Annotated in this window: 13 protein-coding genes and 1 pseudogene; 6 read left to right on the top strand and 8 right to left on the bottom strand. The window is 63.4% G+C overall.

From position 1 onward, the window contains the following. Positions 1–31: 31 nt before the first annotated feature. Positions 32–1,222 (bottom strand): MFS transporter, encoded by a 1,191-nt coding sequence (locus HU720_RS05765; RefSeq protein ID WP_186518037.1) that lies wholly within the window; start codon positions 1,220–1,222, stop codon positions 32–34. 106 nt (positions 1,223–1,328) lie between these two features. Here HU720_RS05765 and HU720_RS05760 point away from each other — a divergent pair, with 106 nt between their 5' ends. Next, positions 1,329–2,207 (top strand): LysR family transcriptional regulator, encoded by an 879-nt coding sequence (locus HU720_RS05760; protein ID WP_186518036.1) that lies wholly within the window; start codon positions 1,329–1,331, stop codon positions 2,205–2,207. A gap of 184 nt (positions 2,208–2,391) precedes the next feature. Here HU720_RS05760 and HU720_RS05755 read toward each other — a convergent pair whose 3' ends face one another. Both HU720_RS05755 and HU720_RS05750 read right to left on the bottom strand, forming a co-directional pair. Further along, on the bottom strand, positions 2,392–2,874 hold the full coding sequence (locus HU720_RS05755; RefSeq protein ID WP_186518035.1) for a GreA/GreB family elongation factor: 483 nt from the start codon (positions 2,872–2,874) through the stop codon (positions 2,392–2,394). A gap of 2 nt (positions 2,875–2,876) precedes the next feature. Beyond that, positions 2,877–3,269 (bottom strand): hypothetical protein, encoded by a 393-nt coding sequence (locus HU720_RS05750; RefSeq protein WP_186518033.1) that lies wholly within the window; start codon positions 3,267–3,269, stop codon positions 2,877–2,879. Positions 3,270–3,396: 127 nt separating this feature from the next. Between HU720_RS05750 and earP the strand changes: the two genes are divergently transcribed. Next, positions 3,397–4,524: an elongation factor P maturation arginine rhamnosyltransferase EarP gene (gene earP / locus HU720_RS05745; protein WP_186518031.1), complete on the top strand. Its 1,128-nt coding sequence runs from the start codon at positions 3,397–3,399 to the stop codon at positions 4,522–4,524. A gap of 48 nt (positions 4,525–4,572) precedes the next feature. Next, positions 4,573–5,145, top strand: coding sequence for an elongation factor P (locus HU720_RS05740; RefSeq protein ID WP_186518029.1), 573 nt, complete (start codon positions 4,573–4,575; stop codon positions 5,143–5,145). A gap of 83 nt (positions 5,146–5,228) precedes the next feature. Here the strand turns inward: HU720_RS05740 and HU720_RS05735 are convergent, their stop codons facing one another. The 3 genes from HU720_RS05735 to HU720_RS05725 all read right to left on the bottom strand — a co-directional run bounded on the left by HU720_RS05735 (position 5,229) and on the right by HU720_RS05725 (position 7,256). Beyond that, the gene (locus tag HU720_RS05735) at positions 5,229–5,657 is read right to left on the bottom strand and encodes an organic hydroperoxide resistance protein (protein WP_186518027.1); all 429 of its coding nucleotides are present in this window, start codon (positions 5,655–5,657) and stop codon (positions 5,229–5,231) included. A gap of 131 nt (positions 5,658–5,788) precedes the next feature. Further along, the gene (locus HU720_RS05730; RefSeq protein WP_186518025.1) at positions 5,789–6,244 is read right to left on the bottom strand and encodes a MarR family transcriptional regulator; all 456 of its coding nucleotides are present in this window, start codon (positions 6,242–6,244) and stop codon (positions 5,789–5,791) included. Positions 6,245–6,299: 55 nt separating this feature from the next. Next, the gene (locus HU720_RS05725; RefSeq protein ID WP_186518023.1) at positions 6,300–7,256 is read right to left on the bottom strand and encodes a LysR family transcriptional regulator; all 957 of its coding nucleotides are present in this window, start codon (positions 7,254–7,256) and stop codon (positions 6,300–6,302) included. 115 nt (positions 7,257–7,371) lie between these two features. Between HU720_RS05725 and HU720_RS05720 the strand changes: the two genes are divergently transcribed. Continuing rightward, positions 7,372–8,121, top strand: a complete 750-nt coding sequence (locus tag HU720_RS05720; protein ID WP_186518159.1) for a sulfite exporter TauE/SafE family protein — start codon at positions 7,372–7,374, stop codon at positions 8,119–8,121. Between the two features lie 119 nt (positions 8,122–8,240). Here the strand turns inward: HU720_RS05720 and HU720_RS05715 are convergent, their stop codons facing one another. Continuing rightward, a complete protein-coding gene (locus tag HU720_RS05715; protein WP_186518020.1) occupies positions 8,241–9,587 on the bottom strand; it encodes a 3-deoxy-7-phosphoheptulonate synthase class II in 1,347 nt (448 codons plus the stop codon). A 115-nt stretch (positions 9,588–9,702) separates the two neighbouring features. Here HU720_RS05715 and HU720_RS05710 point away from each other — a divergent pair, with 115 nt between their 5' ends. Both HU720_RS05710 and HU720_RS05705 read left to right on the top strand, forming a co-directional pair. Further along, complete coding sequence (locus HU720_RS05710; RefSeq protein ID WP_186518018.1) at positions 9,703–10,458, top strand: spermidine synthase; 756 nt, start codon at positions 9,703–9,705, stop codon at positions 10,456–10,458. A gap of 409 nt (positions 10,459–10,867) precedes the next feature. Then, positions 10,868–12,594, top strand: a pseudogene (locus tag HU720_RS05705) (DEAD/DEAH box helicase). Here the strand turns inward: HU720_RS05705 and HU720_RS24250 are convergent. Further along, positions 12,579–12,816 (bottom strand): hypothetical protein (locus HU720_RS24250; protein WP_238337644.1); only part of this gene is annotated, 238 nt, incomplete at its 5' end. The pseudogene HU720_RS05705 and the gene HU720_RS24250 sit on opposite strands and share 16 nt — an antisense overlap.

Here is a 12,816-nt window from a genome sequence, read left to right as displayed (position 1 = left end):
ACGGAGGGTCATGTGGCGGGTTGTCGCGCGCTCAGGCAGGCTGGCTGTGCAGCTTCAGCCGCTTGCGCTCGGCCAGCATCCACACCAGCAGGGCCAGTGCGCCGATGGCAAGGCCGGCTACCACAATCCCGTTCCAGCCATATCCCTCGAACAATTGGGTACCCAGCAGCGAGCCCAAGGCGCCGCCAATGAAGTAGCAGGTGATGTAGCCGGCGTTGAGCCGTGTACGCGCCTCGGGCCTGAGCACGATGACTGCGTTCTGGTTGCTCACGTGCACCAGTTGCACGGCAAGGTCGAGCAGCAGCACGCCCAGCAGCAATGCGGCCAGCGAACTCTGGGCAAAGGCCAGCGGTACCCACGACAGCATCAATGCCGCCAGTCCCACGGTGGTGCCCAACGCGCCGCGGCCACGGTCGGCCAGGCGCCCGGCCCAGTTGGCGGCCAGTGCGCCGGCAGCACCGGCCAGGCCGAACAGGCCGATCACCGCGTCCGAATAGTGGTAAGGCTCGCTGCTGAGCAGAAACGCCAGCGGGGTCCAGAACAGCGCGAACAGGCTGAACGACAGCAGCCCCAGCAGCGAACGCAGGCGCAGCACCGGTTCTTCGACGAACAGGCGGAACACCGAGCCGATCAGCGCCGGGTATTTCAGCCCGGCATGGCTGTGGTGCTGGGGCAGTGCGCGGTACAGCGCCAGCGCGGTGATCGCCATCAGCACTGCCGCCAGCACATAGATGCTGCGCCAGCCGCCAAGCTCTGCCATCAGCCCCGCAGCGGTGCGGGCCAGCAGAATGCCCAATAGCAGCCCACTCATCAGCGTACCCACCGCGCGGCCGCGTTGCTCGGGCGCGCTGAGGGCCGCAGCCATCGGCACCAGAATCTGCGCCACCACCGAAAACAGGCCGGTCAGTGCCGTGCCGAAAATCAGCCATGGCAGGTTTGGCGCGCAGGCGCTGATGACCAGCCCGGCGGTGGCGATCAGCACCATGGTCACGATCAGTCGGCGTTGCTCGAACAGGTCGCCGAGCGGTGCCAGCAACAGCAGGCCGGCACCGTAGCTCAGTTGGGCGGCGATCACGATGGTGCCGGCAGCGGTGGTGCTCAGGCCGAAGTTTTCGGCGATGCTGTGCAGCAATGGCTGGGCGTAATAGTTGCTGGCCACAGCCAGGCCGGTGGCGGTTGCCATCAGCAGGATCAGGGCGCGACCGAGAGTGGGGGAATTCATGGCAGATCTCGTGGCAGGCAAGGGGCTGGCCACAAGTATCAGGAAGTGTCATGCATGACGCCAATGTATAGTTTTCACTCTAATCATCTTGAAAACAGATAGATCGATGAATCTCAAACAATTGGAGTACGCACTGGCGGTGGCGGACACCGGCAGTTTTACCCGTGCCGCCGAGCGCTGCCATGTGGTGCAGTCGGCCCTCAGCCACCAGGTGGCAAGGCTTGAAGCGCAGTTGGGGGTGAGCCTGTTCGAGCGCACGTCGCGGCGCGTGCGCCTGACCAGTGCCGGCGAGGCCTTCGTGCTAAGCGCGCGGCCTGCGGTGGAGGCGGCGCGGCGCATTGCCGATGATGTGGCGGCAGCCTGCGGGCAGGTGCGCGGGCGCTTGGCGATTGGCGAGATCAGTTCGCTGACCGCGCTGGACCTGGTCGATGTGCTGCAAGTGTTCCACAGCCGCTATCCGCATGTGGATGTGCGCTGGCTGACTGCCAAAAGCGAAATGTTGATGGCCGATGTTACCGAGCGGCGCTTGGATGTGGGCTTTGTCGGCCTGTGGCAAGGCGAGGTGCTAAAGGGTGTGCAGCATCGGCTGCTGGCCCGTGAGGAGCTGGTGGCGGTGCTGCCACCCAGCCATGCGCTGGCCGGCAGTACGCAACTGGCGCTGGGGGACCTTGCCGGTGAGGTGCTGGTGGACTTCCCTGAAGGAACTGGCGCACGGCGGCAGACTGATGAGGCCTTTCAGGCTGCCGGGTTTGCGCGCAAGGTGCAGTTTGAGATCGGGCATATCGGGCTGGTGGAAAAATTCGTCCAGCGTGGCATGGCTGTTGGCCTGGTGCCCGAACGGGTTGCCCGCGAATTTACCGGGGTGAGCCGGGTGCCCTTGCTCGATGCGCCGGTGCGGCACCTGTATGCGGTGTGGTCGCCCAGCCCAACCCCTGCGGCGCGGGCGTTTCTGGAGGTGATGGAGCAATGGCTGGCGAGCGCGTGAAGGCCATCGCCCCACCGTCCGGGCGGGCTGTGCACAGTCCCTGTAGGAGCGGCCTTGTGTCGCGAAAGGGCTGCGCAGCGGCCCCTGCGATGTTGCATGAGGCGTAGATCTTGGGGCCGCTACGCAGCCCTTTCGCGACACAAGGCCGCTCCTACAAGAGACCGCGTTGCTTGTGGTTTATGTCTCAGCTCGCAGCAATGATGAACTGCACCTGCACCACCCCATTGACCACCAGGCTGACCTCATCATCCACCCGCTTGCCCAGCAACTGCTGGCCCAGCGGCGCGCGCGGGGTGATGACGGTGACCCGGTCATCGTCATCACCGATCTTCAGCCCCGCACCCTCAGGCCCCAGAAACACCTGCCGCTGCTGCCCGTCCTCATCTTCCAGCCTGACCAGGCAGCCGACCTGCACCCCGCGCGCCGGGTCGTAATCGCGCAGTGCGAGCTGTTGATAGGTCAGCAGCGCCTGGCGAATCTCCGTCGTGCGTCGGGCTTGCCCGGTCGCCAGGTAGGATGCCTCCAGCCCCAGCGTGTCGTACTTGTTCTCGGCGATGTTTTCTTCGGCGGTGGCGGTTTCGTAGGCAGTCTGGGCGGCGCGGCGCAGCACCTCGGCGTCATGTTCGAGGGTGGTGATGATGCGTTGCAACAGGGTGGCTTTGTCCATGATCAGTAACAGAACTCCAGCACGTTGGCCTGGCTCTTGTCGGTCGGCGCGGTGCGGTTCTGCTGCAGCCAGAACTGGCACTTGGGGTTGTTCAGGTTGCGCGGGCTGCCTTGGGCGGCGTCGGCAGCCTGGTTCAACTCCTGTTTGTGCAGGATGTCCTTGTAGCGTTCGAACATCTGCGCCTGGGCGTCCCCAGCGGGGGCCGCAGGCTGGGCTGGCTGCACGCTGGCTGGTGCGACCGCCTGGGCCAGTGGTTGCACCTGTTCGGGCCATAATTGCAGGGCCAGCCACAGGCTCAGGGCGATGGCTACGGCACCCAGCCATAGGCCCAAAGCGATGCACAGGGTCAGTTGCACAGGCTTGAGGGAAATTTTCAGTTCGCGGCGGCGGGGCATGGCAGCCTCCTGGCAGGGCGGTAGGATGGCGGTATTGTCGCATGGCGTGGCAAGGTTTTTCAGTGGGGTGCTTTTTTTGCGCAGCATTTGTGCGCAGAATTCGCGCTCTTTGCTTGCAGGTACACCGATGAAAGCCACCTGGGACATCTTCTGCACGGTCGTCGACAACTACGGCGACATCGGCGTGACCTGGCGCCTGGCCCGTCAGTTGGCCGCCGAGCACAACCTCGCGGTGCGTCTGTGGGTGGATGATCTGGGGGCCTTCGTACGCTTGTGCCCAAGCGCCGCAGCCGCGGCCCCCGTGCAGTGGCAGCAGGGCGTCGAAGTTCGCCAATGGCCTGCGCAATGGCCGGCCGAGGCGGTGGGGCAGGTAGTAATCGGTGCATTCGCCTGCCAGTTGCCCCATGGGCTTGAGCAAGCCATGGCCGCGCAGCCCGCGCCGCCACTGTGGCTCAACCTTGACTACCTCAGCGCTGAACCTTGGGTCGAAGGCTGCCACGGCCTGCCATCGCCCCAAGCCAACGGGCTGCGCAAGATGTTCTTCTTTCCAGGCTTTACCGAGCGCACCGGCGGGCTGTTGCGCGAAGCGTCGTTGCTGGCCCGCCGTGAAGCCTTTGATGCCGAGGCACGCAGCGGGTTTCTGCTGGCACTGGGCGTTGAGGTTGAGGCAGGTGCCAGGCTGATCTCGCTGTTCGCCTACGAAAACCCGCAGTTGGGCAGTTGGCTGGATGCCTTGGCGGTAGACCCGTGCCCCACGCAGCTGCTGGTGCCGCACGGGCGCATTCTTGGCGACCTCGGTCACTGGCTGGGTGAGGCGCAGCTTGCCGTGGGGGCAGTACACCGGCGTGGCGCGTTGACGGTGCAGGTGCTGCCCTTCGTCAGCCAGGATGACTACGACCGCCTGTTGTGGTGCTGCGATTTCAACGCCGTGCGCGGCGAAGACTCATTCGTGCGCGCCCAGTGGGCAGGGGCGCCGTTGCTGTGGCATATCTATATCCAGGAAGAAAACGCCCACTGGGAAAAACTGGAAGCTTTTCTGGCGCTTTATCGACAGGGTTTGTCGGAAGCTGCCGGCCATGCACTGACTGGGCTGTGGCGGGCGTGGAACATGGACCGGCCGATGGCTGAGGCCTGGCAGGCCCTGCAACCGCACTGGCAAGAAATCAGCGCGCATGCCCGCCACTGGTGCGCGGCACAGGCCGCTCAGCCGGACCTTGCGACGAAGCTGGTACAGTTTTATCGAAATTCGCTATGATATGCGGCCTCGATTTTTATAAATCCATCCAGATTCGGATACTTCGTAATGAAAACTGGTAAAGAGCTGAAACCCGGTACTGTACTGCGTATCGACAACGACCCGTGGCTGGTACAGAAAGCTGAGTTCACCAAGTCGGGCCGTAACAGCGCGATCATGAAGACCAAGCTGAAGAACCTGCTGACCGGCTACAAGACCGAAACCGTCTACGGTGCGGACGACAAGCTGGACGACGTGATCCTCGATCGCAAAGAAGCGACCCTGTCGTTCATCAGCGGTGACACCTACACCTTCATGGACACCACCGACTACACCATGTACGAGCTGAACGCCGAGGATATCGAAGCCGTTCTGCCGTTCATCGAAGAAGGCATGGAAGACATCTGCGAAGCCGTGTTCTTCGAAGACCGTCTGGTGTCGGTAGAGCTGCCGACCACCATCGTGCGTAAAGTTGCCTACACCGAAGGTTCGGCACGTGGCGACACTTCGGGCAAGGTCATGAAACCTGCCAAGCTGGCCAACGGTACCGAGCTGAGCGTTGCTGACTTCATCGAAATCGACGACCTGATCGAAATCGATACCCGCGACGGCGGTTCGTACAAAGGTCGCGCCAAGAAGTAATTCTGCTTCTGACGCACCTCAAAAACCCGGCCTAGGCCGGGTTTTTTCGTTTATGGGCCAACTGCGCCGGCTTCAGGCAGAGCCTAGACCGTTACGTGCAGGCGCACGTCTACGTTGCCGCGGGTGGCGTTGGAGTAAGGGCAGACCAGGTGGGCTTTTTCGACCAATGCTTCAGCATCGGCCTGGGCCAGGCCTGGCAGGTTGATGTTCAGGTCGATGTCCAGGCCGAAGCCGCCGGGGATCTGGCCGATACCTACCTTGGCGGTAATCGAGGCGTCGGCGGGTAGGGCTTTTTTCTCCTGGCCGGCAACGAATTTCAGCGCGCCGATGAAGCAGGCCGAGTAGCCGGCGGCGAACATCTGCTCGGGGTTGGTGCCTTCACCGCCTGCGCCGCCGAGTTCTTTCGGGGTGCTCAACTTAACTTCCAGCTTGCCGTCACTGGAGCGGGACTTGCCGTCGCGACCGCCGGTAGAGGTGGCTTCTGCGATGTACAGCGGAGTGACCTTTTGCATCTTGATGCCTCGCGTTTGTGCTGAGCGCGCTGGGCGCTGGGTGGGTACGGGCTTAACTTAGCGTGCAATTATTTAGCGCGCAAGATAAATGTTTGACCATTGGTCGAAACGGCCACATCACAGCATAGACGTCAGAGGCTTTCTTGCAGATGTGTGCGCAGTTGCAGCAGGTCTGCTTGCAGTTTGCGCAACTGCTCGGCGCTGTGCCCGCTCGCTTGCAGGATGCAAGGCGGTACGCGCTGGGCCTGTGCTTGCAGTTCACGGCCTTTGTCGGTCAGTTGCACCAGCACCACGCGCTCGTCTTCGCGGCTGCGGCTGCGGCTTAATAGCCCCTCGCTCTCCAGGCGCTTGAGCAGCGGGGTGAGTGAACCTGGGTCGGTCAGCAGCCGCTGGCTGATTTCGCCGACGGTCAGGCCGTCCTGCTCCCACAGCACCAACATGGCCAGGTACTGCGGGTAGGTCAGGCCCAAGGCTTGCAACAGGGGCTTGTAGACCTTGGTCATCAGCAGTGACGTGGAGTGCAGGGCAAAGCAGACCTGGTTATCCAGCAGCAGTGCATCGCAGGGGGCTTTAGTGTCGGCGTTCATGCAAGTCCTTGAATTCGATCAAGTGGGAAATCTAGCACGCTAATTAATTGTGTGCTCATTGCCAGCGCAGCTCGCTGCGCAGCGCCAAGTCCCAAGGCGGCACCGGGCAAAAGCGGCTCTTGAGGAATTCGAGCAGCAAACGGCTGCGAGAGTTCGTTTCATGTTCAAGGCGCAGGGCATAGATGCCGCTGGTCTCGGCCGCAGGCAGTCCGGCATCGCAGAAAAGCGGCACCAGTTCGCCGCGCAGCAGGTACTCGCTGATCAGCCAGGTCGGCAGGTGGGCGATACCAAGCCCCGCCAGCGCACCGCATAGCAGGGTTTCGGCGTTGTTGGCGCTCATGCGCATGCGCGCCGGGCGATACAGGCGCGACTGGCCTTGCACTTCAAAGCGCCAGGCGAAGGGCGGGGCCAGGCCGTCCCAGTCGAGGCCGGCGTGTGCCGGCAGCTCGCTGGGGCAGCTTGGCATGCCGTGCTCTGCAAGGTAGGTGGGGCTGGCGCAGGCGATGCGCACCATGTTGGCCAATGAGGTGGCTACCAGGCGGGTGTCGGCCAACGGCCCTGCGCGCAGCACCAGGTCGACTTCGCCCAGGTGGCTGCCGTGCATGTCGACAAAGCTGTCGATCAGGCGCAGTTGCACGTCGAGCCCGGGGTATACCACAAGAAAGTCGGCAATCGCCGGCGCCAGGTGCCGGCGGCCGAAAGCGGCGGGGGCGTCGATGCGGATCAGCCCCTCCGGCGCGTTGCTCAAGGACACTGCCTCGGCGCGGGCCAGGCGCAGCTCTTCGATGATGCGCCGCGCGCGTTCGGCGAAGGCGAAGCCCGCCGGGGTGGCGCGGACAGCGTGGGTACTGCGCGAGAACAGGCGGCTGCCCACGGCGGCCTCCAGGCTGTCGATGCGCCGGGCCACTGCGGAGGGCGTGAGCGGGTGGCGGCGTGCGGCGGCAGAAAAACTGCCGGTGTCGAGCACGTCGAGAAACAGGCTCAGTTGTTCGGTAAGAAGGTCGGGGCTCATGCTCGGGCTCTGCTTGTGCGTAATGCGCATAGCCATTGTGCGCTGCTGTGCGTTTCCCCGCCAGCCACGACTGGGTAGCATGGGCGCATTGTTCGAACTGGCAGACGAGACGGTAATGATTGAGTGGTTGATGTATATCGCGCTGGGCGCAGCGCTGGGCACCCTGGGCGGGCTGTTCGGCATTGGTGGGGGGCTGATCGCCATCCCTGCGCTGGGTATTCTGTTTGGCCTTGACCAGCAGATGGCGCAGGGCACCGCCCTGGTAATGGTGGTGCCGAACGTGCTGCTGGCGCTGTGGCGCTATCACCAGCGCAACCGCATCGAGTTGCGTCATGCGCTGCCGTTGTCGCTGTGCAGCCTGCTGTTTGCCTGGCTGGGGTCGATGTGGGCGGTGGGCATCGATGCCCATTCGATGCGCCTGGGGTTCGTCGGTTTTCTGGTGGCGCTGGCTGTCTGGAACGTGGCGCGGATGTTCATGCGCCTGGCGCCGCCGAGCAATGAGCTGCGTTATTCGTGGCCTTGGCTTGGGGTGCTGGGGTCGTTCTCCGGCACCATGGGCGGTTTGTTCGGGGTGGGTGGCGCGGTGGTGGCCACGCCGATTCTGACCAGCGTGTTCGGCACCACTCAGGTGGTTGCCCAGGGCTTGTCACTGTCGCTGGCTGCGCCCAGTACTGCGGTGACGCTGTTGACCTATGGCTTGCACCACAGCGTTGACTGGTCCATCGGCATTGCGCTGGCGGTGGGCGGGTTGCTCAGCATCAGTTGGGGGGTCAAGCTCGCCCATGCGCTGCCGGAAAAGGTGCTGCGCGGCATGTTCTGCGTGTTTCTGGTGGTGTGCGCGGTGATGTTGGGGTTCGAGCTGTAGGCGAGATGCAATGGCGCGTGGACTCTGTGGGGCTGCTTTGCAGCCCTTTCGCGGCACAAGGCCGCGCCTACAGAGGTGCGCATTGCAATGTTGCATGCTGCCTCGCCCGCCAAGGCCTGCTAACCCCGAGCGTGCTTGAGGGTTTCGGCAATCATGAACGCCAGCTCCAGCGACTGGTCAGCGTTCATCCGCGGATCACAGTGCGTGTGGTAGCGGTCGGACAACGCGTCCTCGGTAATCGGCCGCGCCCCGCCAATGCACTCGGTCACGTTCTGCCCGGTCATCTCGATGTGAATGCCCCCCGCATGGCTGCCTTCGGCCTGGTGCACCTGGAAGAACTGCTTCACTTCATCGAGAATCTGCGCAAAATCCCGCGTCTTGTAGCCGCTGCTGGCCTTGATGGTGTTGCCATGCATCGGGTCGGAACTCCACAGCACCTTGCGCCCCTCGCGCTCGACACTGCGGATTAGCGTCGGCAGATGGTCGCCGACCTTGCCGGCGCCCATGCGCACGATCAGGTTGAGCCTGCCTGGGTCGTTGGCCGGGTTGAGTACATCGATCAGCCGGATCAGCTCCTCGGGGTCCATGCTAGGCCCCACCTTGACCCCGATCGGGTTGTGCACACCACGTAAAAACTCCACGTGAGCGCCGTCGAGCTGGCGGGTGCGGTCGCCAATCCACAACATATGCGCCGAGCAGTCGTAGTAGTCGCCGGTCAGGCTGTCACTGCGCACAAAGGCTTCTTCATAGTTGAGCAACAGCGCCTCGTGGGCGGTGAAGAAACTGGTTTCGCGTAGCTGCGGCGCGCTGTCCAGGCCGCAGGCGCGCATGAATGCCAAGGTTTCATCGATGCGGTTGGCCAGTTGGTGGTACTTGTCGGCCAGCGCTGAGTTGGCGATGAAGTCCAGGTTCCACTTGTGCACCTGATGCAGGTCGGCGAAGCCGCCTTGGGCGAAGGCGCGTAGCAGGTTGAGGCTGGCAGTTGACTGATGGTAAGCCTGCAGCAGGCGCTCGGGGTCGGGGATGCGGCTGGCGCTATCGAAACCGATGCCGTTGACGATGTCGCCGCGGTAGGCCGGCAGCGTCACGGTGCCTATGGTTTCGTCGTTGGCTGAGCGGGGCTTGGCGAACTGGCCGGCCATGCGGCCCACCTTGACCACCGGGCAGCCGGCAGCAAAGGTCATGACAATGGCCATCTGCAGCAGCACCTTGAAGGTGTCGCGGATCTTCGCTGCGGAAAACTCGGCAAAGCTTTCGGCGCAATCGCCGCCCTGCAAAAGAAATGCTCGGCCCTCGGTGACCTCGGCAAACTGGCGGCGCAGCTCGCGGGCTTCGCCGGCGAACACCAGAGGTGGGTAGCTGGCCAGGGTCTGCTCGACTTTGAGCAGGTGCGCGGCGTCGGGGTAGGCGGGTTGCTGCTGGATGGGCAGCGCGCGCCAGCTATCAGGGCTCCAGGGTCGGGTCATCACAGGCTCTATTATCGGTTGTCGTTCAGGCGTGCAGCCATGGTACAGCCGCCGGGGCGCTTGTTGCACCACTGGCATTGGCGGACAATGCGCGTTTTTGCGCAGGGTGGAGCAGATGGCAACGGAGCGGGGCGAGCGGCTGCTGGCGCGGGTCGAGGATGCATTCGGGGTAATCAGCGTGTATGAGGTCGAGGACTACCGCTTTCTCGAGTTCGGCGATGCCATCGAGCAGAGCTGCACCTTCACTGCCGACCCCAGCTGGCTCGAATACGACTACACCCGTGCCATGCTGGTCGGCGCGCTGTGCCATTCTGCGCCGGAAACCGCTCTGTTTCTGGGCCTTGGAGCCGGTACCCTGACCCAGGCGTGCCTGAAGTACCTGCCGCTGGATGACGTCGAGGCCATCGAGCTGCGTGCCGATGTGCCGCGCCTGGCCATGCAGTACATGGGCCTGGATGACGACCCGCGTTTGTATGTGCGCATTGGCGATGCCCTCGAGTTGCTGCCCACTGCCGAACAGGCCGACCTGGTGTTCGTCGACCTCTATACCGACCATGGCCCCGGTGTCGGGCACCTGGCCTGGACATTCCTCGGCGATTGCCAGAAGAAGCTCAACCCCGGCGGCTGGCTGGTGATCAACCAGTGGGCTGGCGATGATGGCCGGCCGCTGGGGGCCGCGCTGTTGCGCGGGTTGTACCATCGCCATTACTGGGAACTGCCGGTCAAAGAGGGCAACGTGATCCTGCTGGTGCCGTCCGATCTGGATCAGCCCCTCGACATTGAGGGGCTGCGGGCACGGGCCGAGGCGCTTGCCTCGCGGCTGGGGTATTCGCTGGAATATTTGATCAAGGACGTCAGGCCGGCCAGTTGAGACGCAGAGGGAGCAGCCTGTTCTGGCCCCATCGCAGGCTATCGCCAGCTCCTGCAAGGGCTGCGTCAGCTGCGATAGTGGGGGCTGGCTCAATTCGTGTGGGAGCTGGCGATAGCCTGCGATGAGGCCTTTGAAGGAAACGTTTCAGCCTATGTGGGCGGATGGCAACATACTGCCCCTTCTCGCTGAAATATTTCTCACGGTAATCAGCAAATTCGTATATAGTACGCGCCGGTCTTTTAGCGGGCCGCAAATCAGGTGGTGCAAATCCTCCGAATCCAGCTTCGGCTGCATGTCCGCTAGGCGGACCCTCTCACACGTTCATTATTTCAATCGTTTTCGCAAATCCCCGCCGCCAAAACTGCCTGGGTGACCTTCTGGTCTTTCAAGGCATGTGCAGTTTTGGAGCATGGGTCTTTGCGGATGCACTCTAGAGGCAGACCCATGACCCAGGAAACCGGCGGATTCGCCGCTCTCGATCTTAATCCGAATATCGTTGCTGCTGTGCTGGCCACAGGCTACGAAGAACCTTCGGCCATTCAGCATCAATCGATCCCGATCATCCTCGCCGGTCACGACATGATCGGCCAGGCGCAGACTGGCACCGGCAAGACCGCTGCCTTCGCCCTGCCGATCCTCAACAAGATCGATGTGAGCAAGCGCGAACCGCAAGCCCTGATCCTTGCGCCAACCCGTGAGTTGGCGCTGCAAGTTGCTACCGCTTTCGAAACCTACGCCAAGCAGATGCCGGGCGTTAACGTGGTGGCTGTCTACGGTGGTGCCCCGATGGGCCCACAACTGCGCGCCATTCGTAACGGCGCACAAATCGTCGTGGCCACTCCGGGTCGCCTGTGCGACCACCTGCGCCGCGACGAAAAAGTCCTGTCTACCGTGCAGTACCTGGTACTGGACGAAGCGGACGAGATGCTCAAGCTCGGCTTCATGGACGACCTCGAAGTCATCTTCGACGCCATCCCGGCCACCCGTCAGACCGTGCTGTTCTCCGCAACCCTGCCGTCGTCGATCCGTTCGATCGCCGAGCGTCACCTGCGTGAACCGAAGCACGTCAAGATCCAGACCAAGACCCAGACCGTTACCGCGATCGAGCAGGCCCACCTGATGGTCCACGCCGACCAGAAGATCCCGGCTGTGCTGCGTCTGCTGGAAGTCGAAGAGTTCGACGCGCTGATCGCCTTCGTGCGTACCAAGCAAGCCACCCTGGACCTGGCCGCCGCGCTGGAAGCCAAGGGCTACAAAGCGGCTGCGCTGAACGGTGACATCGCCCAGAACCAGCGTGAGCGCGTGATCGAATCGCTCAAGGATGGCCGCCTGGACATCGTCGTCGCCACCGACGTCGCTGCCCGTGGTCTGGACGTGCCGCGTATCACCCACGTGTTCAACGTCGACATGCCGTACGACCCAGAGTCCTACGTGCACCGTATCGGCCGTACCGGCCGTGCCGGTCGCGAAGGCCGCGCACTGCTGCTGGTTACCCCGCGTGAGCGCCGCATGCTGCAGGTCATCGAGCGTGTTACCGGCCAGAAAGTTGCCGAAGCCCGCCTGCCTGGCCCACAAGCCGTGCTGGACGCGCGCATCAAGAAGCTGACCAAGAGCCTGGCACCGCTGGTTGCCGAGTCCGAAGCCAGCCACGGCGAGCTGTTCGACCGTCTGACCGCCGACCTGGGCTGCAGTGCCCGCGCCCTGGCTTCGGCCCTGCTGCGCAAGGCCACCAACGGCCAGGCTCTGGACTTGGCTTCGGTCGAGCGTGAGCAGCCGCTGGTGCCAACCACCGGTCCGCGTGAGCGTACTGGCGAGCGCACCGAGCGTAGCGACCGTGGTGAGCGTACCGAGCGTAGCGGTGACCGTGAGCGTCGCGCGCCAATGCCACTGGCCGAAGGCCGTGTGCGTTGCCGTACTGCCCTGGGTGCCCGTGATGGCATCGCTGCCAAGAACCTGTTGGGTGCAATCCTCAACGAAGGTGGCCTGGCGCGTGATGCTATCGGCCGGATCCAGGTCCGTGACAGCTTCAGCCTGGTCGAGCTGCCAGAAGATGGCCTCGAGCGTCTGCTGACCAAGCTCAAGGACACCCGCGTAGCCGGCAAGCAGCTGAAGCTGCGTCGCTACCGCGAGGATTGATCCTGGCGCGGCAATAAAAAAACCCAGACTTCGGTCTGGGTTTTTTTTTGCGCGGCGAGCCTCATTGCAGGCTGTCGCCAGCCCCCACGCAGGCCGTGCTCAACCGCAACATTGCTGGTTGGACCCAATCCTGTGGGAAATGATAGAGAGTCGTGGCGAGCGGGCTTGTCCCGCGTTGGGCTGCGCAGCAGCCCTGAAAACCCCAGGGGCTGCTGCGCAGCC

This window comes from Pseudomonas sp. SWRI51 (genome assembly GCF_014268825.1).
Classification (GTDB): domain Bacteria; phylum Pseudomonadota; class Gammaproteobacteria; order Pseudomonadales; family Pseudomonadaceae; genus Aquipseudomonas; species Aquipseudomonas farsensis.
This window is presented reverse-complemented; position numbering and strand designations above follow the sequence as displayed.